Raw genomic sequence first — 20,447 nt, 5'->3', positions numbered from 1 at the left:
GCCGGCGGTATGACCTGCCCGCGTGCTGCTGTGGAGGACAACTATGGGGCCTCGGGGTCCAGCTCGGCGCCAGCGGGTATCTTTTGGTCTCCCGGCACGGAAGCGCCGCTACCGAGCACGGTGATGTCGCCGTCGGAAGAGCCCGCCATGGCGCCGCTGCCGGCCTCGGATGAAGCGTCGGCCACGACCCGCACCAGCCTGGCGCCGCTGCGCGCCTTGGAGTCCTGCAGGAGCACGGAATCGGCCACGTAGGCACCGGCCTCGACTACCGCGCCGGGCCCGATGACGCTACGCACCACCGTGCCGCGGACCGTGGCACCCGCGGAAACCAGGCTGTCCTCGATCCGTGCCCCGGCGGCGACGCGCGCGGGCATCAGCTGCGGGCTGGCGGTCAGGATGGGCCAGCCGGCATCGTGCAGGTCGAAGCCGTTATCGGTGAGCAGCTCCATGTGCGCTTCCCAATAGCTGCGGATCGTGCCGACATCACGCCAATAGCCGTCCAGCCGGTGTTCGGCCACGGCCTGCCGCTCGACGAAGTCCGGGATCAGGCTGTCGCCGTAGTCCTTTAGGCCGCCGTCTGCTTCCGCCAGCCGGTCCATCGCTTCCAGCAGGGCGTCGGCGTCGTACAGGAAGATTTCGGCGGCAACCAGGTTGGATTCGGGCCTTTCCGGCTTGTAATCGAATCCGGTCACGCGGCCGTGCTCCGCCTGGACCACGCCGTATCGCGATGCATCGCCGTCTATGGTCGTGGTGACCATGGTCAGCGGGGCTTCCGCCGCCAGGTGGGTGTCGACGACGTCGCGGAAGTCGAGCCGGTAGAGGTGGTCCGCGCTCAGCACCAGCACCAGGTCCGGATCGAATTCACGGATCAGGCCGGCCTGCCGGTGCAGCGCGTCGGCGTTCCCCTCAGCGAAGCCTTCGCCCTCTGCGCCCTCGTACGGCGGCAGGATTCGCAATCCGCCGCTGGTGCGGTCCAGGTCCCAGGGCCGGCCGTTCGAGATGTGGTCGTTGAGCGAGTACGGAAGGTACTGCTCGACTATCCATACATCGGGAATGTGGCTGTGCTTGAGGTTGGAGAGCGGGATATCGATGAGCCGGTAGTGGCCGCCGAAGGACATCGCCGGTTTGGACCGCCGGTCCGTCAGCACGCCGAGCCTGCTGCCGGCACCTCCGGCCAGAATGATTGCGAGGATGGTCGGACGCTTCATCCCTCTAGCCTACTGACCACCCGCGGTAGGCGGTGCCCGTGCTCCCTTTACCGGCAGCGTCCGGCGGATTAGCGTGGGCTGTGCGCGGCCGACGGCCGTGCGCGATGCAGTGCCAAGGTGAGGAGCGCACGATGAGCGAGGAACCGGAAGCAGCAGGGGAACGGTCGACGCCGAATGGGCGGGACCAGGGCGAGCAGGCGCAGGAGCGGAGGTCCGGGCAGGACCGGGAGCAGGAGACAGGGCAGGCGCAGGACGCCGAGCCGGAGGGCGGAGGCAAGCCGGCCGAGGCTGCCTACCCGGGGCCGGAGCCGGTGGCATTTGAGCAAGAGGCGCCCGAACTCGGCGAGGCCGAGGTCGCGTCCGCCGACGACCCGCTGGCCCGTCCCGAGGACATCACCTTTCCGGATCCCGGGGTGACACCGGGGCCTGCGGAGGAACTCGACCGCGAGACTCCGGACGACCGGGGCCTGACCACGGAGACGTCCTCCAGCGGGTAGCCGCGGCTCGTTGCCTTAGGCCGCCGCTTGCCTACCCTTCCGGGAAGCGGTTTCGCCGTCCGGCCGGCGGCTCCGCGGGGGCCCCGGCTGAGCCCGCATCGCCGGCTCCCGCGTCAAGGCGCCGCGGTTCCGGCGCCGGTGCTTCGGCCGCCTCCCCGTGGACCCCGGCGGAGGCCGGGCGGCCGGCCCGCCGCTTGGCCTCCCGGCGCGCCTTGATCCGCAGCGCCGTGACCCTGGCGACACCGGACGCCGCGACCAGCAGCCCGCCGGCGACGGCGGCGATAAGCAGGGCGACACCCAGGGGCAGCTGCCCCTCCAGCCCGAAGTAGCGGACCAGGACGGCATCCTGGTTCTGCAGGATGAAGACGATCAGGAGGACGAGCAGGAGCAGGGCCGCGATCGTGAAGATCCAGATCATCGCGGTGCGGCTCGCGCTCCCGCCCTCACGGTTGCCGGGTCGATTGGTGGGGGTTCGGTCTGCCATGGCACGTTTCCCTTCTGTCCACGGGATCAGGTAAGCCTGCTGACCAACGTGTGGTTCCGCTGTTAGCGTGGAGTCTACGGCCCCCGGGCCGTATTCAGCACCAGCCGACACGACGCAACCGATATAACGACGCAACCGACATAAGGAGACGGCCATGAGCGAAGACACCGGTTCCCAGTCCCGCCCCGACGACAAGGCCGGACCCGAAGGCACCATCCCCAATACCAAGAACGGTGTCGGTGTGGGCGCAGGCGGTGCCGACTCCACCTTCGAACCGGAGGAGACACCGGAAGCGGCCCCGGATACCGCAGGCGCGGATGGGGGCTCTGCGGAGCCGGACGAGGCCGCCGGCCCCTCAGAAGAGAAGGACCGGCAGACCTCGGACGACCGGGGCCTGACCACGGATACCACGCCCAGCGACTGACAGGTTCAGGGCCGGAACCCGGCCAGCGGGTTGGCCAGGGTCCCGGCGAACTGAAGGCTTCCGGAAGGATCGGCTAGGTCCAGCATCTGCTGGTTGTTGCGCAGCTGCAGCCGGTTCAGGCACGACAGCGCGAACTGCGGGGCGAAGAGGTCGTACTTGGTGAAGGCCGGGTGCAGGTCCTCGTGCTCCGCCTGGTAGGCCGTCACGGTTCCTGCCACGGTGCGCCAGAACTCGGCCTCGCCCAGTTGCCCGTCGCCATCCAGAATGGCGGCGAGGAAGCGGAAGAAGCAGTCGAAGACGTCGGTGAAGATGGACAGCAGCTTGTCCTCCTCCGGCACCTCGACCCGGATCCGCGCGGCCTCGTCCGGCAGCCGTACGGTGTCCGCCATGAGCACCACTTCTTCGCCGATGTCCTTCAGGAGCGCCCGCACCGGAACCCCGTCTTCAAGCACCAGGATGATGTTCTCGCCGTGCGGCACACCGACCAGCTGGTACCGGTAGAAGCAGTGCAGCAGCGGCACCAAGTAGGCCTCCAGGTAGCTCCGCAGCCATTCGGCGGCGGGCAGCCCGGACCGCCGGATGTATTCCGACACGAGCGGGCGCCCCGAGCTGTCGACGTGCAGCAGGGAAGCCATCGTGGCCAGTTGCTGCCCCGGCTTGAGCTGCGGCAGCGGACTCTCCCGCCACAGTGCGGCCAGCATCTTGCGGTGGCCCGAACCGGTCGGCGCGCCCTCGTCGTAGTACCGGTTCCGGTAGCCGATCGCCGCAGTTTCGCGGAGCACGCCGAAGCCGTGCCGCCGCAGCGTCGGATCGGCAGAGACCAGTTCGTGAAGCCACTGGTTGATCGCCGGCGTCGCGGCCATGTACTCCGCCGAGAGTCCCCGCATGAACCCCATGTTGAGCACGGACAGCGCCGTCTTCACGTAGCCCTTGTGCGGCGCGGTCCGGTTGAAGAACGTGCGGATCGACTGCTGGGCCTGGTAGCTGTCCGCCGTCTCGCCGAGCAGGACGATCCGGGACTGGGCGATCTCCGCCGCGAAGGTTACCGTGAGCTTGTTTTCCCACTGCCACGGATGCACCGGCATCATCAGGTAGTCCTCCGGCAGCAGCCCGCGGGCTGCAAGGTCCGCTTCGAAGGCGGCCAGCGTGCCGCTGCCCAACTCGGCGGCCAGGTGTTCGCGGATGCCCAGCCCGGGCAGCGCGCTGAAGGCTGCGTTGCCGCGATGGACGGCGATCCAGACCAGCCGCACCGGCTGGCCTGCTTCCGGCGCGTAGGCCAGGTAGTCGGCGAGTCCGAAGCCCAGCCGGCCATTGTTGGCTACAAAGCACGGGTGTCCCTCCGACATGCTTCGTTCGATCTCCTGGAAGTCCGACGCCGGGTCCTGGCCCGCGCTGGACCCGGCGGCGAGCCGGGGTGCGCCGGGGTCCTGCGCCCTGAGCTTGTAGGCGTGCCCGGCCAGCGTGCTGCTGATCTCCTCGAGGTACACCGGCAGCATCTCCTCGCCGATGCCCAGAGTGCGCCGGAACTCCAGGATGAAGTCCAGCGCATCCGGCGCGAGTTCCCTGCCCTGGCGCACCCGGTGGATGCTGGCGGCGGGGATGCTCCAATGGTCCAGCGCCAGCCGATCGGCCGCGAAGTGGTAGACAGAGGCACCATCGTCCGAGGCGAGGCGGTAGGCACCGCCGCCCAGGGGCTCGGGCTGCAGAAGGCGCTCGTGCGAGAACTCGGCGATCGCCTTGCGGACCAGCCGGCGGTTGGCAGCGGCCCAGGCATCGGGCTGCAGATGTGCGGGTTCCACGGTGGACGAGCGCTCGGGTGCTGCGGTACCGGCGGCTGCGGCGCGGGGGAGTGCTGCGGCGGTCATAGGGTGGCTCCTTCGGACTGTCGGATGGAAGTTCGGGTTGACATCGGGTCAGAAAGGGAGAGGGTGGCTGCGGCGAAGTCCTCGCGGCTGCAGAAGCTGAGCAAGGCCTCCTTGTCCGGCAGCCGGATTCGGCGCTGCGGACGGAAGCCGAGGCGCCGGTTCAGGTCCAGGATTTTGGTGTTGCGGACATCCGGCTCGACCACGATCCGGCGGACAGCGGGGGAGGAGAAGAGGAATTCGAGCACGCTGCGGAAGACCGCCGTGGTGTACCCCGCCCTGGGGGCGTCCGGCGGTCCCACCAGCAGATGCATCCCTATATCGCCCTCCGCAGCCGGATAGAGCCCGGCCAGGGGCGAGTGCTGCGGCTCGTACCGCTCCATCAGGAAGGCGGGAACACTGCCGTCGTACCCCAGCCAAGCCTCATGGTGCGGATTGGCGGCGATGCTGGCGAGTTCGGCCCGGACGTCCCCTGGGGAGGCTTCGAGCATGCCCCAGAAACGCGCATAGCCGCGCGTGACCCATCCGTGCAGCAGGACGGCGTGGGCCTCGGGGTCCGCGGGGACGAAGCGGAATTCCGGCAGCGCGCTCATCGGACGGCCTCCGCGCCCGCGGGAACCGGAACCGGCACTGGCTCCGGCGCCGGCCCCGGCAGCGGCGCACCGAATTCCTGGAAGGCGATCCGCCGCTCCACCGGGTAGTACTCCCAGCCGAGCATGTCTCGGATGATGCAGGAATTGCGGTACGCGGCCATCCCCAGGTCCGGAGTCACGAAGCCGTGCGTGTGCAGCTCGGCGTTTTGCACGAAGATTTCGGCCGGCTGGATGCCGATGCTGTAGTCGCGCGTGACGTCGAACCGGCGGTCCGGGCCGCGGCGGATGCGGTCTCCGATGCCGGCGAGGAAGTCCGGTTCGCGGTACTGGTAACCGGTGGCGAGGACGACGGCGGCGCTGTCCAGCTGGTGCCGGCGGTCCTGTTCGCCGTGGTGCAGTTCCAGCCGGTGGAGGCCGGAGGCCCGGTCATAGGAAGCGCCGGTCACGGCGGAGCCGGGCAGCAGCCGGGTGCGGACCGCTCCGGCGAGGCTCTTCGCGTAGAGCAGGTCGTAGATCGCGTTGACCAGAGTCCCGTCGATCCCCTTGTAGAGGTTCTTCTGCTCGGCATTGAGCCGCTGCCGGGTCCCGCCGGGGAGGGCGTGGAAGTAGTCCACGTATTCGGGCGAAGTGAGCTCGAGGGTCAGCTTGGTGTATTCCAGCGGGAAGTAGCGGCCGGAGCGGGTGACCCAGTTCAGCTCGTAGCCGCAGGCATCGATGTCCTGGAGCAGTTCGTAGTAGATCTCCGCGGCGCTCTGGCCGCTGCCCACGATCGTGATGCTGGGACGGGCCTGCAGCTCTGCCTTCCGCGCCAGGTAGGTGGAGTTGTGCAAGGCGGCCCCGCCGGCCCCGAGGATTTCCCGGCAGGCGCGAGGCACGTAGGGCACGGTGCCGGTTCCGAGCACGAGCCGGCGGGCACTGCGCACGGTTTCCCCGCGGCGGTTCCGGGACCGCACGCGGTAGAGGCCGCCGCTGTAGTCGATGCCGGTGACGTGTTCTCCGAACAGTACGTTCGGCAGCCGCCCGGCGACCCACTGGCAGTAGGCGTTGAACTCGGCACGGAGCGGGTAGAAGTCCTCGCGGATGTAGAAGCGGTAGAGCCGGTCCGCCTGCTTCAGGTAGTTCAGGAAGGAGTAGGGCGACGTCGGATCCGCCATAGTGACCAGGTCTGCCATGAACGGAACCTGCAGGTGCGAGCCCTCCAGCATCATGCCGGGATGCCAGTCGAACCCCGGGCGGGATTCGAGGACGAGGCCGTCGAGCTCCGCGATGGGTTCGGCCAGGGCTGCCAGCCCCAGGTTGAACGGGCCGGCGCCGATGGCGAGGAAGTCATGGATGTGGTCGCTCATGCTTCGCCTCCGCGCAGCCAGGCGTCGCCGGTCCGGCTGATGAGGCCCAGGATCCCGGCCAGGTCGGCCAAGGTTGTCTCGGCATTGAGGAGCGTGAGCTTCAGGAAATGCCGGCCGTCCACGACGGTGCCCGCGACGACCGCATCGCCGGAGGCAAAGAGCGCGCGCCGGATATGGCGGTTGAGGTCGTCCGTGCAGTCCTCGCCTACGCCCGCCGGGCGGTAGCGGAAGACGATGGTGCTCAGCTGCGGGGGAGCGGCGAGTTCGAAATCCGGGTCCGCTTCCAATAGCCGTGCGGTCCGGAAGGTCAGGTCGATCGCGGCGTCGAGAAGCGAGCCAATGGCATCCGCCCCCATCGTGCGCAGCGTCAGCCACAGTTTGAGTGCGTCGAAGCGCCGGGTGGTCTGCAGGCTCTTGTCCACCTGGTTGGGAATCTGCTCTCGGGCCGCGCTCGCCGGATTCAGGTAGTCGGCATGGTAGGCGACGTGGCGCAGCATCGAGCCGTCGCGGACCAACACGGCGCTGGAACTGACCGGCTGGAAAAACGTCTTGTGGAAGTCCACGGTGACCGAGTCCGCCGACGCAATCCCGTCCAGCAGGTGCCGGTAGCGAAGCGATGCCAGCAGGCCGCCGCCGTACGCTGCGTCCACGTGCAGCCAGCTCCCGGCCTCGCGCGACAGCCGCGCCACCGGTCCCAGCGGGTCGATACTGCCGAAGTCGGTGGTGCCCGCGGTGGCCACGACCGCCATGGGATACTCACCGCGGACCTGGCTCTCCGCGAGGGCCGTGCGCAGCGCGTCCGGGTCCATCCTCCGGTGACGGTCGCACTCGACGGAGATGACGGCGTCGTACCCCAGCCCCAGCAGCGCGGCGGACTTGGCGATGCTGAAGTGGCTGGCGCGGGACGCGAAGATCCGCAGCGGCGCCAGGGCATGGGGCAGACGCCGGGGGCCGGTGGGCCCGTGTAGCTGCTCGACCGCGTGGTTGCGGGCCAGGAGCAGCGCCTGCAGGTTGGACTGCGTGCCGCCGCTGGTGAAGACGCCGTCGGCCCCGGGGCCGAAGCCCAGCCGTTCCGCCGTCCAGTCGACCAGCCGCCGCTCGATGAGCGTGGCGCCGGCGCTTTGGTCCCAGGTGTCCAGCGAGGAATTGACCGCGGACAGCACCGCCTCGGCCGCCAGCGCCGGGATCACCACCGGGCAGTTCAGATGGGCTGCGTACTTGGTGTCGTGGAAGTAGACGGCGTCGCGCAGATAGACGGTCTCGAGTTCCTCCAGGGCCGCGGCCGTGTCGGACAGGGGCCGGTCCAGGTTGATCGCGTTGACGGCGGGACGCAGCCGCGCCGGCGAGGTTCCCGTGAACGGCCTGTCCGTCGCCGCGATCCTGGCCGCCACCGCGTTGACGGCTTGCAGCATGTCGGCGGTGTACCGCTCCGTGTTCCGCGGATTGAGCAGCTGTGCATGCGGTTCCGGGGGAAATTCGACGGCGGAGCCGAGCTCCAGTTCGTCGAGGTGGGGCGAGAGGGTCATGGGGACTCCTTGTAGGCCGGACAAAACAAAGGCAAGCCTTACTTAGGTAATCCTTAACGTCAAACTTTCGTGTCGTAATTTTAGAAAGTAGGCGCGGGCAATGACCGGGTTTCGTTTGGCACTTCACAGAGAGGCCATGCGGTGATAAATTACGCCGCCATTGCGGCTCGGCAGGCGAATTACTGACTGACCGGTCGGAACCTGTGGGAGAATACACGGGGCCCTGTGACGGCCGGGACACGGCAGGCAGCGGCTCCCGCACTCTGATACGTAAGGAATTCCCCACAAATGTCCTCTGAACACATCCCCGCGGGGACGGTGAGCCACGCCGATCGTGTCGACAACGACGGCGGCGCACCCGCGAAATGGAAAATTATCGGCCCGGGCCTCGTGGTCGCGGCCACCGGCGTCGGTGCTGCGGACATGGTGGCCACGCTCGTGGCCGGATCCCAGTTCGGCTACCAGCTGTTCTGGGCCGTGATTGTCGGCGTCATCCTGAAGATCGTCCTGGTCGAGGGCGCCGGCCGCTACACCCTCGCCACGGGCAAGACGATCTTCGAGGGCTGGCGCTCGCTGGGCCGCTGGACCACCTGGTACTTCGGCCCGTACATCCTCATCTGGGGCTTCGTCTACGGCGGTACGGCCATGTCCTCGGCGGCCCTGCCGCTGGCCGCGCTGTTCCCGGTGCTGCCGTTGTGGGCCTGGGCCATCCTGATGGGCCTGGCCGGCTTCGTCATGGTGTGGTTCGGCAAGTACGCCACGTTCGAGAAGATCACCGCCGCACTGGTCGGCATCATGTTCGTTACCGTCGTCGGACTGGCGGTCATCGCGCTGCCCAACATTCCCGAGATGCTGAAGGGCCTGGTTCCGTCCATCCCGGAGAAGGGCGGCCTGCTGTCCACCCTGGCCCTCGCCGGCGGCGTCGGCGGCACCATCACGCTGGCGGCCTACGGCTACTGGCTGCGCGAAAAGGGCTGGTACACCCCCAAGTGGATGCGCGTCATGCGGATCGACAACTCGGTCGCCTACATTATGACCGGCATCTTCGTCCTGGCCATGCTGGTTGTCGGCGCCGAGGTAGTCCGCTCCGCGGGGGTCTCGATCAGCGGCGGAGACGAAGGCCTGCTGGATCTGGCCGAGGTCCTGAATGCCCGCTACGGCGAAGTCATCGGCACCGGCTTCCTGGTCGGCTTCTGGGCCGCATCGTTCTCCTCCATCATCGGCGTGTGGAACGGCGTGTCCCTCATGTTCGCGGACTTCTGGGGCCACATGCGCAAGAAGGAATCGGGCCACCCGGACACGCGTGTGGGCGGCAAGTACTTCAAGTTCTACGTGCTCTGGCTGACGTTCCCGCCGATGATTCTGTTTGCCCTCGGCAAGCCGATCGCGCTGATCCTGGCGTACGGCGTGCTCGGCTCGCTGTTCATGCCGTTCCTGGCCCTGACCCTGCTGGGCCTGCTCAACGGCAAGCGCATCCCGAAGGAATGGGCCAACCGGCTGCACACCAACATCGCACTGGGCGTGTGCGCGCTGCTGTTCGGCGTCCTCGGCATCCAGCAACTGGTCAAGGCGATCGCCCCGGCCTTCGGCGGCTGACTCTCCAACGCGGACCCATGCGGACCCGCTGCGCTGCCTGTGCACCCTCGCGGTGCGCAGGCAGCGCGCTTTAACAACGACGGCGGATAATGAGGTATGTTCCCGTCTTCGGTCATCGGGTGGCCCGCACCGGCTAGAGGACGCCGCATTACCGGCACAACCGCGGGCACGGCGGCGTTGCTGCTGTGCCTCGGCCTGGCCGCCTGTGCACGGGTGCCGACCGGCGTGTCGGCACCTCCATCGATTTCACAGGCACCCGTCCCAGCGTCGGCGGCGCATCTCGTTGTGACGAACTGGCGAAATGGAGACGACGCGATGCTGGCTCTCAGCGGCGTCGGAGTCCTCAGCAAGCTGGCCGATGGCTGCGTCGGGATACGATCCCCATACGATCCAAAGTCGAAGCCGACGCTCTTGCGCTGGCCCGCCGGAACGTATTTGGCCGAGGACGGCAAGGCCGTCGTCGGGCTGTCCGGTAAGCGATTCGCCTTCGACACGGAGGTCGAGTTCGGCGGCGGCTATGCGGGTGTCCCCGTCCCGCCGGAGTGCGACGCAGCGTTGTGGGACAGTGTGTTTGAGGTGCAGCAGCCGCTCTGAAGCCGGCTCAGCGTGTCAGCACGGAGACCATTCCCTACGCCGCCTTGGGCCGGGACCTAGGGCGCAGTATGTTTGGGGTGCTCCAGCCCGGGCTCGCCGACCATCGAGGCCAGGAACTCGTCGGCTTCCGTCAGCCCGCGGGCGGCCTGACACAAAATGGCCCGCGCCTCGGCCTCCAGCGTGCGCCCGTGGGACTCCGCCAGGATGCGGAGGCCCTCCATGATCCGAGGCTCCAGGCCGGGTATTGTCAGCGCTTCCATGACCGCCACCTTCCTGCGTGAAGTCCATGCTAGACCCGCCGCGGGCGGCTGTCATCGCCGGGTGTTCCGGCCGCCTCGCGGGCGGCCGGAACCCCCGCAGCGGACCGCTAACGCAGCGGATCGAAGGGCTTGAGTTCCTCGGGGACGGCGCCGTTGACGATCTGGCCCGCGAGCAGTTTGCCAGTGGCCGGACCGAGCACGATGCCCCACATGCCGTGGCCGCCGGCAACGAAGACGCCGGGGGAGCGGGTGGCGCCGATGACCGGCAGCCCGTCAGGAGTCACCGGGCGAGGACCGACCCAAAGGTCCTCGAGCTGGTCCAGGTCCATGCCGGTGAAGAGCGGCCGCACGGCGGCGAGGATCGCCTCGATCCTGCCCGTCTGCAGCGGCTCGTCCGGTCCGCGGAACTCCATGGTCCCGGCGATCCGCAGCCGCCCCTGGTACGGGGTGCAGGCGACGCGGCGGGCCGGGAAGTAGATCGGGAACTCGGCCGGCTCCTCGGTGGCGACGCTAAAGGAGTACCCGCGTCCTGCCTGGATCTGCGTCCGAACGCCGAGCGGCTTGGCCAGCTTCGGCAGCCACGCGCCGGTGGCCAGGACCACGACGTCGGCGGACAGCGGATCGTGCCCGTAGCTGTCCACCGCGATCCCGCCCGGGCCATGCCGCAGCCCGCGCACCTCGGCGCCGGAAATGATGGACGCGCCGCGCGCCCGCACGGCGTCCGCAAGGGCGTCGACAAACGGCCCTGGTTCGATGAAGCGCTGGCCCTCCATCTCGAGGACGGTGCTGACCCCGGCGGAAAGCTGCGGCACCTTCAGCCGCGGGCTCTCAAGCGGCCGCAGCGGAACGCTTTGCCCGGCCCGCTCCACCTGCTGGATCTCGTGGATGAACGGCTTGCTCTCCTGCTCGTTCTCGAAGCCAACGATGAACGGCCCGCTGCGGGTCCAAGAGTCAACGCCGTTCGAGGTCAGCTCGTCGAACGCATCGAGCGCCATCCGGTCGATGGGCGTCAGCGCATCCATCGTGCGCTTCCACGCCCTGGACGTGGCATGCAGCCCGAACCGCGCCAGGAACATCCATAGCCTGACATCCAGCCGCGCCGGGATATGCAGCGGGGCGGTGACGTCCAGCAGTGCCTTGGGTGCGTAGGACCACAGCGTCGGGTCCGCCAGCGGCATGGCCATGCCGGGCGTCAGCCATCCGGCATTGCCCCATGAGGCGCCGGCCGCGACGCCGGACCGGTCCACGACCGTCACCTCGATTCCGTGTTCCTGCAGGTGCCACGCGGTGGACAGGCCCACCATTCCGGCCCCAACGACGACGGCGGTCTGCGGCTTGCGGGCGCGCGAATACATACACTCTCCTTGGTCGTGACCTACGACACGTACTCTAGCTTCATTGTGAATATCTGGAAGGCGTGACTCAATAGAATCGAAGATCATTCGCGAAGGAGGACGGTAGGGTATGAATATTTCGGAAAGCCTGCGAAACTCTTCCGCGGGACCGAAGAACCTTCGGGGTGCCGAATTGGATGACACGGACCGGCTGATCCTGCGCCTTCTGCAGGATGACGCGAAGCTGCCGAACAATGCCATCGCGGCCGCTGCCGGCATTGCCGCCTCCACCTGCCATGCGAGGATCAGGTCGCTGCAGGAGCGTGGCATCATTCGCGGCTACCACGCGGATGTGGACCCCGCCGCCGTCGGGCGCGGACTGCAGGCGCTGATTTCGATACGGCTGCAGGCCCACGCCCGCGCCAACCTGACGCGCTTCGAGGAGTACCTGGCCGAGCTGCCGGCAGTTGAAGGTATCTTCTTCGTGACGGGAGACCGGGACTTCCTCATCCATGTTGCCGTTCCGGACTCGGCGGCGCTGAGGGAGCTGGTGGCCAGCAACCTCAGCGTCCGGCCCGAGGTGGCCGGCACCAGCACCGCGGTGCTCTTCGACTACGTCAGGCCAGGCACGGTCCGGCCGGAAGACTGAGGGCGGCATGCAGACGCTGGATCAGGACGAACTAAGCATCCACATCGACGCGCCGCCGGAGGCTGTCTATGATCTGGTCGCGGACGTTACCAGGACGCCCGAATACAGTCCCGAGGTCAGCGAAGCCAAGTGGGTGGGCGGCGCACAGGGGCCGGTCGCCGGCGCCAGGTTCAGGGCGACGAACACCAGCGGAAAATTCTCTTGGCACAACACTCCCATTGTCACGGCGGCCGAACGCGGCCGGGAGTTCTCCTTCGCCCGGACCGAGCCGTTCTGCGGCACGGTGCAATGGCGGTACCGGTTCGAGCCGGAAGCCGGAGGCACCCGGGTCACGGAGTCCTACCTCGTGATCCGCCCGATCACCCGCGTTGGCTGGATCATCGTCAGCGGCTTCGGGGCCGACAAGGACCGCCGCCGGACCATGCACAAGGACATCATGACCAGCCTGGAGCGCCTGCGGGCCATAGCGGAGGGGCAGTCCTCCGCCTAGCAGCCGGCAACGCGCGCGTGTTGTTGACGTGTCAATTAGCTTCTGCAACAATGATTGAAACGTCAACCAACTGTGAGGGTAGAGATGTCCTGGTTCAAGAAGCTCTTTTCGTCCAAGGCGCGCACCGAGGGCACGCCCGTCCCAGCCGAATCTCCTGCCGGCAGGCATGCTGCTGCTCCCGTCACCGCAGTCCCCGAGCAGGTAACTGAACAGCCTTTGCCGCGCATCGCCGTCGTTACCGGAAGCACCCGGCCCGGGCGCGTCAACAATTCCGTGGCCGACTGGGTGATCGCCGAGCTGGCCGACCGCAGCGACGCCGTGTTCGAACTCGTCGACATTAACGACTTCAACCTGCCGCTGCTGGACGAGCCGGCTCCCGCCGCCTACCAGAGCTACCAGAACGAGCACACCATCGCCTGGTCCGCGAAGGTCGCCGCGTTCGACGGCTTCATTTTCGTCGCCAACGAGTACAACCACACGGTGGGGCCGGCCCTGACCAACGCGCTGTCCTTCCTGAATGCCGAGTTCAATAACAAGGCCGCGGGCATCGTGTCTTACGGTTCGATGGGCGGCGTCCGCTCCGCGGAGCACCTGCGCAACATCCTGGCCGAACTGCAGGTTGCCGTGGTCCGGAACCAGGTCATGTTCAGCCTGTTCACCGATTTCGAGAACTTCTCCGACTTCAAGCCGACCGAGCAGAATGCCGGCACGCTGGCCCCGATGGTCGACCAGCTGGTCCCCTGGACCAAAGGCTTCGCAGCTGTCCGCAGCGAAGCGGCCGTCGCGGCCGCCTGACCTGCCTTCGACCGTACTGCCGGAACCGCCTTGCAGCCGCACGCTGCAGGGCGGTTTGCTGTTGTTCCCCGGGGCTTACCAACGGAACGCCACGCTGTTAATGTGGAAGTACCGGCAGTTGGGCAGGCAGGCTGGCCGGGGGAAGTCAGAGGCGCCAGCCTGCAGGAGGCGGACAATGCGAACGCAGGATCAGATGGAACAGGGGGACCGGCCGGTCCCGGAGCCCGGATCCACCGGACCATCGGCCCAGGACAGTGCGGAACTGGACGAGCCCCTCGGGCACGAGGACGGGCCCAGCAAGGAGGCGGTCCCCGAGACGGACTGACCTTCCGCACCGAAGGCAGCCGTCAGCATGAGGATGTGCCCCGCACGAATGCGGGGCATTTTCCGTGTGCGCTGCCAGCCGGCAGCCGGCACGCCGTAACCCGCGGGCGTGGCCAACCACGATGGCGGATGCCGGCTTTTGGCTGCCGGAAAACCCACAACCCCTGTCGGGGGCGCGGCCGGATCACTAGGCTTCGAACCGTAAGCCACCCCCGATTCAGGAGCCGATGATGGAGCGCAAATACGGAATCCCGCTGCTCGGTGCCGCGGCGCTGGCGATGGTCCTGGCCGCCTGCGGGCCCGCAGAGCCGGACCAGGAACTGCCCGACAACCCCTCCCCGCAAACCGCGGTCCCGACCGCCTCCGCCGCCACATCCGGGGCAGCAGCACAGAGCGGCTCGCCGAGCGCCTCCGGGGGTGCGGAAGGCCAGGAAGTGTCGGCCAAGTTCGAGGAGTACTCGGCCGGTGCCGCCGCCATAACCTACGATCCACAGCGCGTACCAGTGGGGGCCGAGGCCGAGGTGGAAGTCGAAAACGAAGACGGCGGCACCAAGGTCAAGCTGAAGGTCGAGGGGTTGGAGCCGGACACCGCCTTCGGCTCGCACGTGCACGTCGCAGCCTGCGGCGAGAACCCCGACGACGCCGGCCCGCACTACCAGGACAAGGCGGATCCCCAGAAGCCGTCGACCGATCCTGAGTATGCCAATCCGCAGAACGAGATCTGGCTGGACTTCACCACGGACGGCAAGGGCGAAGGTGAGGCCGAAAGCGAGGTCGGCTGGAAGCTGCGCGACGGCGAGGGCCAGTCCGTGGTCATCCACGCCATGCCTACGGCGACCGAGCCAGGCAAGGCGGGGACCGCCGGCGATCGGCTGGCCTGCATCAATATCCGGCAGTAGGGCCGCTTCCCGGGTAGCCGGGGGCCACCTGGGGGGTGGCCACGGCTACCCGGAAGGGCTTCCGTTTGCGCGGCGGCGGCCCCGGCGTGGCAAACTGTCGGTATGTCATCGCGGACGGAACACAAGGCCGAGATCCAGGACAAGGCCGCGCACATCGGTATGCGCATCGAGGACCGGTGGCAGATCTGGCGTGAACGCCGTGCGCGCGAGCGCGGTGACCTGGCGACCGTGCTGCCTTTCACCGGCTACGGGTCCGCCGGCTGGGTCCGCGTCCTCGGACGGGTCGTGATGGCCAAGCCCGAGGCATTCGAGAACGGCCGGGTGTCTTCCAAGCTCATCGCCGACGGCATCCGCGGGTGGCGCAATTTCATCAGCCCGCCCGTGGCCAGCGCCAAGGTCAGCATCCAGGTGGACGGCGAGCAGCACGAAGTCACCGCTGACCGCGGCGGGGTCATCGACGCGCACGTTCCGGTGGACCTGCCGGAGGGGTGGAACACTGTCCGCCTCAGCTGCGAAGGGTCGACGCCGGTGGAAACACCGGTGTACATCGTCCCGTCCGAGAAGAAGTTCGGCGTAGTATCCGACGTCGACGACACCGTCATGGTCACCGCGCTCCCGCGGCCGATGCTCGCCGCCTGGAACACCTTCGTACTGGATGAGCACGCGCGCAACGCGACCCCGGGGATGGCCGTGATGCTCGAACGCGTCACCCGCCAGCACCCCGGCAGTCCGGTGCTCTACCTGTCGACCGGCGCCTGGAACGTGGCGCAGACTCTCACGCGCTTCCTCACCCGGAACATGTACCCGGACGGGGCGCTGCTGCTGACGGACTGGGGGCCGACGAAAGACCGATGGTTCCGCAGCGGGATGGAACACAAGACCACGCAGCTGATGCGCCTGGCCGAGGAGTTCCCGCAGGTGAAGTGGCTGCTGATCGGCGATGACGGCCAGCACGACGAGGCCATCTACGCCGGCTTCGCCCAGCGCTATCCCGACCACGTGGCGGCCATCGCTATCCGCCAGCTTTCGGCCAGTGAGGCCGTGCTCGCCGGCGGCCGCTCGCAGGCCAAACCCGGCAACGCCACGCCCGGCATTCCGTGGATTTACGCCCCGGACGGGGCCGGCATTACCGCCCAGCTGCGCGAGCTGGGGATTATCGCCCCGGACTGACCCGGCCGGTTCCGCCGAGGTGGTCAGCTCGCCTTGGCGCGCTTCGCCGTCGTACCTTCCTGCTGTACGTCCTCGGGAAGCAGGATGTCGTCGATGATGGCGCCGGCGCCCTCGGCGTCCGTCTGCTCGGACAGGGCCAGCTCGGACACCAGGATGCGGCGGGCCTGGTCCAGCTGCCGCTTCTCGCCGGCCGGTGCCAGCCCTGCCTGCAGCCGCCGGGTGAGGTCGCGGACGACTTCGGACACCTTATAGACATCGCCGGTGGTGATCTTCTCCTGGTTCGCCTTGAAGCGGCGGGACCAGATTTCCTTCTCCATCGAGGCCGGCTGGCGCAGGATGCCAACGACCTTCTGCACGCCCTTCTTGCCGATGGCCGGCCGGACGCCAAGATCCTTGGCCTTGTCGGCGGGGACCTCGATGGTCAGGCCGTCGTGGTGGACTCGGAACTGCACATAGGTGGTCTCGGTCTCTTTGAACGTCCGGTTGGTCAGTCCCGTGACAGTGACGGCGCCGTGCGGCGGGTAGACAAGGTTTTCGCCCACTTTAAGTTTCATTTTGTCCTCTCATGCCATTGTGGCAGATACTGCCATATTGACAGGGAGGGCGCAAACGTGCGATATCGTGGAACCTCACGGCTTTCCGGACGTTCCCGGCGCCGGCAGGAGGAATCGGAAGGGGCCCATGAGCGCAAGGACCGCGGAATTACGCGCGATCAAGCCGGCCGGGCAGGGCCTGCGGGAGCGCAGGCGGCAGCAGACCAGGGCCGAAATCACGGACGCGGCGCTTGAATTGTTCGCTCAGGGCTCAGTCGCGGCGACGACCGTGGACGATATTGCCTCGGCCGCGGGAGTATCTCCGCGGACCTTCTTCCGCTACTTCGCCAGCAAGGAGGAAGCGGCCCTGCCGGTGCACCAGGAGTTCAATGCGGCCCTCGCCGACGGGCTCCCTGCCGTGGACCCGGGCAGCGATCTGCGTCGGGAGGTCAACGGGCTGTACGGGCTGATGGTCCGCCCCTATCTGGACAACGATTCGCCGGCGGCCCAGCGGATGCTGCAGGTCAGCCGGCTGATCCGGAAAGAGCCGGCGCTGCGCGCGGCCATGGTGCGGCAAAACCTCGAGCGCACCGAGGAGGTGCAGCAGGCTCTGGCGGCCAGGCTCGGGCCGGAGCGGACGGATCCGCTCGAACTGCGGCTGGCCATCGACATCGCCTCGGTCGTCGTGCGCGCCTCGCTGGATACCTGGGCCTCGCAGCTGGAAGCCGGCGGCCCCGCGGATCTGGCGGCGATCTACCGGCGGGCACTCGAGTTCGCAAAGTAGGTCTGCCGAACGGCGCCGCCGACTGGCAGAATGTCGTTCATGCGAGCCGCCGTGAAAGCCCTCGATCTGCACATCGTCCTGACCGGGACGGACAAGCCGATCTGGCGCGACGTTCGCGTTCCGGCCGCGCTGACACTGCCCGAAATGCACCGCGTCATCCAGCTCGCGTTCGATTGGGAAGACCGGCACCTCCACCTGTTCCGGACCCGCGGTCCCGGCGGCCGCGAGCGGATCTTCGCCGGGGATGAGGATACCGCCTTGGAACTCGGCATGGAGTCCGCCGAGGGCTTCACACTGGAAGACATCTTCTCCGCCAGGAATACGCGGCTGGTGTACGAGTATGACTTCGGCGACTGCTGGATACACGAGATCGAGGTGGCCGGACACGCCGTCGTGCCCGCGGGGGAACTGGTCTGCCTGGCGGGCGCCAACCGGGGGCCGGTGGAAGACTCGGGCGGGATGGATGGCTATGCCCGGCTCTGCGCCGCTGCCCAGGACCCCGCACACCCGGAACACCAGGCCGTGCAGGAGTGGCTCTACGGGGTCGCGGGGGAACTGTCCTTCGATCCGGCGCACTTCGACCGCGAGCAGGTCAACCGCAGGCTCACCCGGCTGGGGCTGCGCTGGTCCGACGCGCCGCCGACGCCCGAGGAAGTCGCCGAGGTGGTCCGGCCGGTCAAATGGCTGCTGCAACGCGTGGGGCCGGACGGGCTGGAATTGACCAAGGACGGCTACCTCCGCCCCGCCGTGGTGCAGGAAGCGGTCGTCGCGCTGGGACTGGCCGGGCGCGTCTACGGCAAGGGGAACCGGGAGGTCAACACGCGTGAGGTCCTCGGGCTGCGCCGGCAGGTGCAGGACTGGGGACTGCTGCGCAAGTACAAGGGCCGGCTGCTCCGCACGCCGGCGGGCCGTGAGCATTGCGACGACGACGAGGGGCTCTGGCACTATCTCGCGTCGCGGGTGGCCAAGCCGGGCAGCCTCGGCGAGGACTTCCTGCATCGGCTGTTCACCCAGTGGCTGGTGGAGAACCAGCTGCCCCCGGTGTCCGTGCGCGGCGAGATCCTGGTGGAGATCATGGCCGCGGAGGGCTTCCACGGGCCCGACCAGCGGCCCATCGGGCTGCCGGCGGGCCGGGACCTCGCCCGCCAGATGGCGGACACCTTCGGACACCTGAATATCTACCTGCCCTCGAACAGGCCGTGGCTGAGCCAGGAACTCTCCGAGGCCGGCATGAAGTTCCTGCTGGAGGTCCAGCGGCGGCAAAATAGTTACCGATGACTGATACAACGGCTGTGAACCGCAATCCCGGCGGTCCGGCGGCAGGCCTGCGGCTGAGCTGCAGCGTGCCGATGCGCTGGGGAGACATGGATGCCTACGGGCACATCAACAACGTGGAGATCCTGCGCATCCTCGAGGAAGCGCGCATCCACGCCTTCGGTCCACCGGCCGGCACCGGTGGCGAGGGGCTGGAGGTGGACCTGCCGGTCTTCTCCGACCTGCCCGCAGGCACGCAGGCCCTGGTGGTGGAGCACCGCGTCAGGTACGTCCGGCCGCTCAATTACCGGAATATTCCGGCACACGTCGAGGTGTGGATCAGCGCGTTGAAAGCAGCGAGCCTGACCATTGCATACGTGGTCAAGGATCCCGTGACCCTCGAGGAGTGCGTGAAGGCGGAGACGATGCTGGCGTTCTTCAACGAAGGCACCGGCCGGCTGCTTCGGGTGACCGCAGACCACAAGGAGCGGCTGGCTCCATACCTGGGAGAGTCCAACTTCCCCTAGGGGCCCGGAGCCGGGCGCTGCCTCGGCGCCCAGCGTCGGGTCCGGGCGCCGCCGCTGGACACCGTCCGACGCCGGCGCCGAGACTGGGCAGATGGCATCCTCCTCGGCGACTCGGATCTTCACCCTCGGCCACGGGACCAGCAGCCCGGACGACCTGGCCGGAACGCTGGCCGCCGCCGGGGTCGAGGTCCTGGTGGATGTCCGCCGTTTTCCCGGGAGCAGGAAGCATCCTGAGATGGGCAGGGAGGCCCTCGGCGAGTGGCTGCCGCGTGCCGGCATCGGCTACCGCTGGGAAGAAGGCCTGGGCGGACGCCGGCGTATTCCTGCGGGGGAACCGGCCCCCGACACCTGGTGGAACGTCGAGGCGTTCCGCGCGTACGCGGCCTATACCCGGACCCCGCCGTTCGAGGCAGGACTCGGCCGGCTCCTGGAACTGGCCGCGGGCCAAGCCGCCGCGATCATGTGCAGCGAAACGGTGTGGTGGCGCTGCCACCGCCGGCTCATTTCCGACGTCCTGGTCCTGCGGCACGGCGTGGAAGTCGTCCACCTGATGCCCGGTGGAAAGCGGTCCGGGCATCGTCCTTCCGAAGGGGCGCGGATGACGGACGACGGCCTCGTGTGGGACCGCGCCGCATGACGCCGCCCGTCGAAGTGCCGCATCGGGTTGTATCTTGACGAGGGCACTCCGAAGGAGGCGTCAAAAAACGCCCGCAGCCCCAGGCCCTCCCGCCGTCCGGAGGGGCGGCGGGAGGGCCTGGGGCTGCGGGCGCATTTCCCGAAGGAAGCGGCCTCGGTGCTGGTTACGCGAGGACGCTGAGCTTGTTGTCCTTGCGGCCGAACAGGGCATGGTCAACGGAAATGCGGCCCGGGCCGACCAGGGCGATGGCCAGCGAGGCGGCGGCCAGCAGCAGCACCAGTTCGTAGCCGCCGTTGGCGGCGAAGACTCCGGCGCTGACGTGGACGAGGAACATGGCGCCGAGCATGTTGAGCATCAGCAGGACGGCCGCCGGACGGGTGAGGAGGCCAAGGATCAGGGCGATGCCGCCCGCGACTTCCAGCACTGCGACGAGCGGGGCGGCGATCTCAGCGGCCGGGATGCCCATCTGGCCGAATGCCGCCTGGGTGCCGGCGATGGTCCATTCGTTGAACTTCTGGAAGCCGTGGGCTGCAAAGAGGAAGCCGAGGACAACGCGCAGGACGGTGCGGGCGGTCGTGTTCAAAGCGGGGTTCTTCATGATGTTTTCACCGTTTCGTTTGGTCATTGGAGCGGCCGTCTGGAACGAGCTACAAGCATCAAT

24 protein-coding genes are annotated in these 20,447 nt (G+C 68.0%); 14 read left to right on the top strand and 10 right to left on the bottom strand.

Features of this window, described 5'->3' with window-relative positions; translation table 11 throughout:
- Positions 1-41: 41 nt before the first annotated feature.
- Positions 42-1,208 carry a glucose-1-phosphate adenylyltransferase family protein gene (locus AHIS1636_RS11040; RefSeq protein WP_264795860.1) on the bottom strand — a complete coding sequence of 389 codons (1,167 nt, stop codon included), beginning with the start codon at positions 1,206-1,208 and terminating at the stop codon, positions 42-44.
- Between the two features lie 131 nt (positions 1,209-1,339).
- Here AHIS1636_RS11040 and AHIS1636_RS11035 point away from each other — a divergent pair, with 131 nt between their 5' ends.
- Complete coding sequence (locus AHIS1636_RS11035) at positions 1,340-1,705, top strand: hypothetical protein (RefSeq protein ID WP_264795859.1); 366 nt, start codon at positions 1,340-1,342, stop codon at positions 1,703-1,705.
- A gap of 31 nt (positions 1,706-1,736) precedes the next feature.
- Here the strand turns inward: AHIS1636_RS11035 and AHIS1636_RS11030 are convergent, their stop codons facing one another.
- The gene (locus AHIS1636_RS11030; protein ID WP_264795858.1) at positions 1,737-2,189 is read right to left on the bottom strand and encodes a LapA family protein; all 453 of its coding nucleotides are present in this window, start codon (positions 2,187-2,189) and stop codon (positions 1,737-1,739) included.
- Positions 2,190-2,343: 154 nt separating this feature from the next.
- On the opposite strand from AHIS1636_RS11030, the gene AHIS1636_RS11025 reads away from it, so the two are divergent.
- On the top strand, positions 2,344-2,613 hold the full coding sequence (locus tag AHIS1636_RS11025; protein ID WP_264795857.1) for a hypothetical protein: 270 nt from the start codon (positions 2,344-2,346) through the stop codon (positions 2,611-2,613).
- 5 nt (positions 2,614-2,618) lie between these two features.
- Here AHIS1636_RS11025 and AHIS1636_RS11020 read toward each other — a convergent pair whose 3' ends face one another.
- Genes AHIS1636_RS11020 through AHIS1636_RS11005 form a run of 4 tightly spaced genes read right to left on the bottom strand, consistent with a single transcriptional unit; the run spans position 2,619 to position 7,940 of the window.
- Positions 2,619-4,478, bottom strand: a complete 1,860-nt coding sequence (locus AHIS1636_RS11020) for an IucA/IucC family protein (protein WP_264795856.1) — start codon at positions 4,476-4,478, stop codon at positions 2,619-2,621.
- Positions 4,475-5,068 carry a GNAT family N-acetyltransferase gene (locus AHIS1636_RS11015; protein ID WP_264795855.1) on the bottom strand — a complete coding sequence of 198 codons (594 nt, stop codon included), beginning with the start codon at positions 5,066-5,068 and terminating at the stop codon, positions 4,475-4,477. Before AHIS1636_RS11015 ends, AHIS1636_RS11020 begins: the two co-directional genes overlap by 4 nt.
- On the bottom strand, positions 5,065-6,414 hold the full coding sequence (locus tag AHIS1636_RS11010) for a lysine N(6)-hydroxylase/L-ornithine N(5)-oxygenase family protein (protein WP_264795854.1): 1,350 nt from the start codon (positions 6,412-6,414) through the stop codon (positions 5,065-5,067). Before AHIS1636_RS11010 ends, AHIS1636_RS11015 begins: the two co-directional genes overlap by 4 nt.
- Positions 6,411-7,940 (bottom strand): pyridoxal phosphate-dependent decarboxylase family protein, encoded by a 1,530-nt coding sequence (locus AHIS1636_RS11005; RefSeq protein WP_275116374.1) that lies wholly within the window; start codon positions 7,938-7,940, stop codon positions 6,411-6,413. The genes AHIS1636_RS11010 and AHIS1636_RS11005 overlap by 4 nt, the downstream gene beginning before the upstream one ends.
- Before the next feature lie 288 nt (positions 7,941-8,228).
- Between AHIS1636_RS11005 and AHIS1636_RS11000 the strand changes: the two genes are divergently transcribed.
- Both AHIS1636_RS11000 and AHIS1636_RS10995 read left to right on the top strand, forming a co-directional pair.
- Entirely contained in the window at positions 8,229-9,536 is a 1,308-nt protein-coding gene (locus AHIS1636_RS11000; RefSeq protein ID WP_264795853.1) for an Nramp family divalent metal transporter, read from the top strand.
- Between the two features lie 315 nt (positions 9,537-9,851).
- Positions 9,852-10,130, top strand: a complete 279-nt coding sequence (locus AHIS1636_RS10995) for a hypothetical protein (RefSeq protein WP_264795852.1) — start codon at positions 9,852-9,854, stop codon at positions 10,128-10,130.
- Between the two features lie 56 nt (positions 10,131-10,186).
- On the opposite strand, the gene AHIS1636_RS10990 is transcribed toward AHIS1636_RS10995, so the two are convergent.
- Together AHIS1636_RS10990 and AHIS1636_RS10985 are read right to left on the bottom strand one after the other, a co-directional pair.
- Positions 10,187-10,390, bottom strand: a complete 204-nt coding sequence (locus AHIS1636_RS10990) for a FitA-like ribbon-helix-helix domain-containing protein (protein WP_264795851.1) — start codon at positions 10,388-10,390, stop codon at positions 10,187-10,189.
- Between the two features lie 107 nt (positions 10,391-10,497).
- On the bottom strand, positions 10,498-11,745 hold the full coding sequence (locus AHIS1636_RS10985) for an NAD(P)/FAD-dependent oxidoreductase (RefSeq protein ID WP_264795850.1): 1,248 nt from the start codon (positions 11,743-11,745) through the stop codon (positions 10,498-10,500).
- Positions 11,746-11,854: 109 nt separating this feature from the next.
- Between AHIS1636_RS10985 and AHIS1636_RS10980 the strand changes: the two genes are divergently transcribed.
- The 6 genes from AHIS1636_RS10980 to AHIS1636_RS10955 all read left to right on the top strand — a co-directional run bounded on the left by AHIS1636_RS10980 (position 11,855) and on the right by AHIS1636_RS10955 (position 16,051).
- Positions 11,855-12,373, top strand: coding sequence for an Lrp/AsnC family transcriptional regulator (locus AHIS1636_RS10980; RefSeq protein ID WP_264795849.1), 519 nt, complete (start codon positions 11,855-11,857; stop codon positions 12,371-12,373).
- A gap of 7 nt (positions 12,374-12,380) precedes the next feature.
- Complete coding sequence (locus AHIS1636_RS10975) at positions 12,381-12,863, top strand: SRPBCC family protein (RefSeq protein ID WP_264795848.1); 483 nt, start codon at positions 12,381-12,383, stop codon at positions 12,861-12,863.
- 84 nt (positions 12,864-12,947) lie between these two features.
- On the top strand, positions 12,948-13,658 hold the full coding sequence (locus AHIS1636_RS10970; RefSeq protein WP_373875820.1) for an NADPH-dependent FMN reductase: 711 nt from the start codon (positions 12,948-12,950) through the stop codon (positions 13,656-13,658).
- Between the two features lie 175 nt (positions 13,659-13,833).
- A complete protein-coding gene (locus AHIS1636_RS10965) occupies positions 13,834-13,983 on the top strand; it encodes a hypothetical protein (protein WP_264795847.1) in 150 nt (49 codons plus the stop codon).
- 229 nt (positions 13,984-14,212) lie between these two features.
- Positions 14,213-14,881 (top strand): superoxide dismutase family protein, encoded by a 669-nt coding sequence (locus tag AHIS1636_RS10960; RefSeq protein WP_264795846.1) that lies wholly within the window; start codon positions 14,213-14,215, stop codon positions 14,879-14,881.
- 102 nt (positions 14,882-14,983) lie between these two features.
- Complete coding sequence (locus AHIS1636_RS10955; RefSeq protein WP_264795845.1) at positions 14,984-16,051, top strand: App1 family protein phosphatidate phosphatase; 1,068 nt, start codon at positions 14,984-14,986, stop codon at positions 16,049-16,051.
- Positions 16,052-16,074: 23 nt separating this feature from the next.
- Here the strand turns inward: AHIS1636_RS10955 and AHIS1636_RS10950 are convergent, their stop codons facing one another.
- Positions 16,075-16,593 carry a CarD family transcriptional regulator gene (locus AHIS1636_RS10950; protein ID WP_444979309.1) on the bottom strand — a complete coding sequence of 173 codons (519 nt, stop codon included), beginning with the start codon at positions 16,591-16,593 and terminating at the stop codon, positions 16,075-16,077.
- A 139-nt stretch (positions 16,594-16,732) separates the two neighbouring features.
- On the opposite strand from AHIS1636_RS10950, the gene AHIS1636_RS10945 reads away from it, so the two are divergent.
- The 4 genes from AHIS1636_RS10945 to AHIS1636_RS10930 all read left to right on the top strand — a co-directional run bounded on the left by AHIS1636_RS10945 (position 16,733) and on the right by AHIS1636_RS10930 (position 19,786).
- A complete protein-coding gene (locus AHIS1636_RS10945; RefSeq protein WP_264795843.1) occupies positions 16,733-17,368 on the top strand; it encodes a TetR family transcriptional regulator in 636 nt (211 codons plus the stop codon).
- 39 nt (positions 17,369-17,407) lie between these two features.
- Positions 17,408-18,646 carry a plasmid pRiA4b ORF-3 family protein gene (locus tag AHIS1636_RS10940; protein ID WP_264795842.1) on the top strand — a complete coding sequence of 413 codons (1,239 nt, stop codon included), beginning with the start codon at positions 17,408-17,410 and terminating at the stop codon, positions 18,644-18,646.
- Complete coding sequence (locus tag AHIS1636_RS10935; protein WP_373875819.1) at positions 18,643-19,149, top strand: acyl-CoA thioesterase; 507 nt, start codon at positions 18,643-18,645, stop codon at positions 19,147-19,149. Before AHIS1636_RS10940 ends, AHIS1636_RS10935 begins: the two co-directional genes overlap by 4 nt.
- Before the next feature lie 91 nt (positions 19,150-19,240).
- Positions 19,241-19,786, top strand: a complete 546-nt coding sequence (locus tag AHIS1636_RS10930) for a DUF488 domain-containing protein (protein WP_264795841.1) — start codon at positions 19,241-19,243, stop codon at positions 19,784-19,786.
- Between the two features lie 163 nt (positions 19,787-19,949).
- On the opposite strand, the gene AHIS1636_RS10925 is transcribed toward AHIS1636_RS10930, so the two are convergent.
- Positions 19,950-20,384: a DoxX family protein gene (locus AHIS1636_RS10925; protein ID WP_264795840.1), complete on the bottom strand. Its 435-nt coding sequence runs from the start codon at positions 20,382-20,384 to the stop codon at positions 19,950-19,952.
- Between the last annotated feature and the right edge of the window lie 63 nt (positions 20,385-20,447).

The sequence above is a fragment of the Arthrobacter mangrovi genome, assembly GCF_026011795.1.
GTDB classification, from domain to species: Bacteria; Actinomycetota; Actinomycetes; order Actinomycetales; family Micrococcaceae; genus Crystallibacter; species Crystallibacter mangrovi.
The sequence above is the reverse complement of the archived record's forward strand: the minus strand, read 5'-3'. Positions and strand labels throughout refer to the sequence as shown.

What these genes read in the sequence shown, in the direction of transcription:
- AHIS1636_RS11040 (WP_264795860.1), bottom strand. Translation starts at nt 1,208, where the DNA reads ATGAAGCGTCCGACCATCCTCGCAATCATTCTGGCCGGAGGTGCCGGC.
- AHIS1636_RS11035 (WP_264795859.1), top strand. Translation starts at nt 1,340, where the DNA reads ATGAGCGAGGAACCGGAAGCAGCAGGGGAACGGTCGACGCCGAATGGG.
- AHIS1636_RS11030 (WP_264795858.1), bottom strand. Translation starts at nt 2,189, where the DNA reads ATGGCAGACCGAACCCCCACCAATCGACCCGGCAACCGTGAGGGCGGG.
- AHIS1636_RS11025 (WP_264795857.1), top strand. Translation starts at nt 2,344, where the DNA reads ATGAGCGAAGACACCGGTTCCCAGTCCCGCCCCGACGACAAGGCCGGA.
- AHIS1636_RS11020 (WP_264795856.1), bottom strand. Translation starts at nt 4,478, where the DNA reads ATGACCGCCGCAGCACTCCCCCGCGCCGCAGCCGCCGGTACCGCAGCA.
- AHIS1636_RS11015 (WP_264795855.1), bottom strand. Translation starts at nt 5,068, where the DNA reads ATGAGCGCGCTGCCGGAATTCCGCTTCGTCCCCGCGGACCCCGAGGCC.
- AHIS1636_RS11010 (WP_264795854.1), bottom strand. Translation starts at nt 6,414, where the DNA reads ATGAGCGACCACATCCATGACTTCCTCGCCATCGGCGCCGGCCCGTTC.
- AHIS1636_RS11005 (WP_275116374.1), bottom strand. Translation starts at nt 7,940, where the DNA reads ATGACCCTCTCGCCCCACCTCGACGAACTGGAGCTCGGCTCCGCCGTC.
- AHIS1636_RS11000 (WP_264795853.1), top strand. Translation starts at nt 8,229, where the DNA reads ATGTCCTCTGAACACATCCCCGCGGGGACGGTGAGCCACGCCGATCGT.
- AHIS1636_RS10995 (WP_264795852.1), top strand. Translation starts at nt 9,852, where the DNA reads ATGCTGGCTCTCAGCGGCGTCGGAGTCCTCAGCAAGCTGGCCGATGGC.
- AHIS1636_RS10990 (WP_264795851.1), bottom strand. Translation starts at nt 10,390, where the DNA reads ATGGAAGCGCTGACAATACCCGGCCTGGAGCCTCGGATCATGGAGGGC.
- AHIS1636_RS10985 (WP_264795850.1), bottom strand. Translation starts at nt 11,745, where the DNA reads ATGTATTCGCGCGCCCGCAAGCCGCAGACCGCCGTCGTCGTTGGGGCC.
- AHIS1636_RS10980 (WP_264795849.1), top strand. Translation starts at nt 11,855, where the DNA reads ATGAATATTTCGGAAAGCCTGCGAAACTCTTCCGCGGGACCGAAGAAC.
- AHIS1636_RS10975 (WP_264795848.1), top strand. Translation starts at nt 12,381, where the DNA reads ATGCAGACGCTGGATCAGGACGAACTAAGCATCCACATCGACGCGCCG.
- AHIS1636_RS10970 (WP_373875820.1), top strand. Translation starts at nt 12,948, where the DNA reads ATGTCCTGGTTCAAGAAGCTCTTTTCGTCCAAGGCGCGCACCGAGGGC.
- AHIS1636_RS10965 (WP_264795847.1), top strand. Translation starts at nt 13,834, where the DNA reads ATGCGAACGCAGGATCAGATGGAACAGGGGGACCGGCCGGTCCCGGAG.
- AHIS1636_RS10960 (WP_264795846.1), top strand. Translation starts at nt 14,213, where the DNA reads ATGGAGCGCAAATACGGAATCCCGCTGCTCGGTGCCGCGGCGCTGGCG.
- AHIS1636_RS10955 (WP_264795845.1), top strand. Translation starts at nt 14,984, where the DNA reads ATGTCATCGCGGACGGAACACAAGGCCGAGATCCAGGACAAGGCCGCG.
- AHIS1636_RS10945 (WP_264795843.1), top strand. Translation starts at nt 16,733, where the DNA reads ATGAGCGCAAGGACCGCGGAATTACGCGCGATCAAGCCGGCCGGGCAG.
- AHIS1636_RS10940 (WP_264795842.1), top strand. Translation starts at nt 17,408, where the DNA reads ATGCGAGCCGCCGTGAAAGCCCTCGATCTGCACATCGTCCTGACCGGG.
- AHIS1636_RS10935 (WP_373875819.1), top strand. Translation starts at nt 18,643, where the DNA reads ATGACTGATACAACGGCTGTGAACCGCAATCCCGGCGGTCCGGCGGCA.
- AHIS1636_RS10930 (WP_264795841.1), top strand. Translation starts at nt 19,241, where the DNA reads ATGGCATCCTCCTCGGCGACTCGGATCTTCACCCTCGGCCACGGGACC.
- AHIS1636_RS10925 (WP_264795840.1), bottom strand. Translation starts at nt 20,384, where the DNA reads ATGAAGAACCCCGCTTTGAACACGACCGCCCGCACCGTCCTGCGCGTT.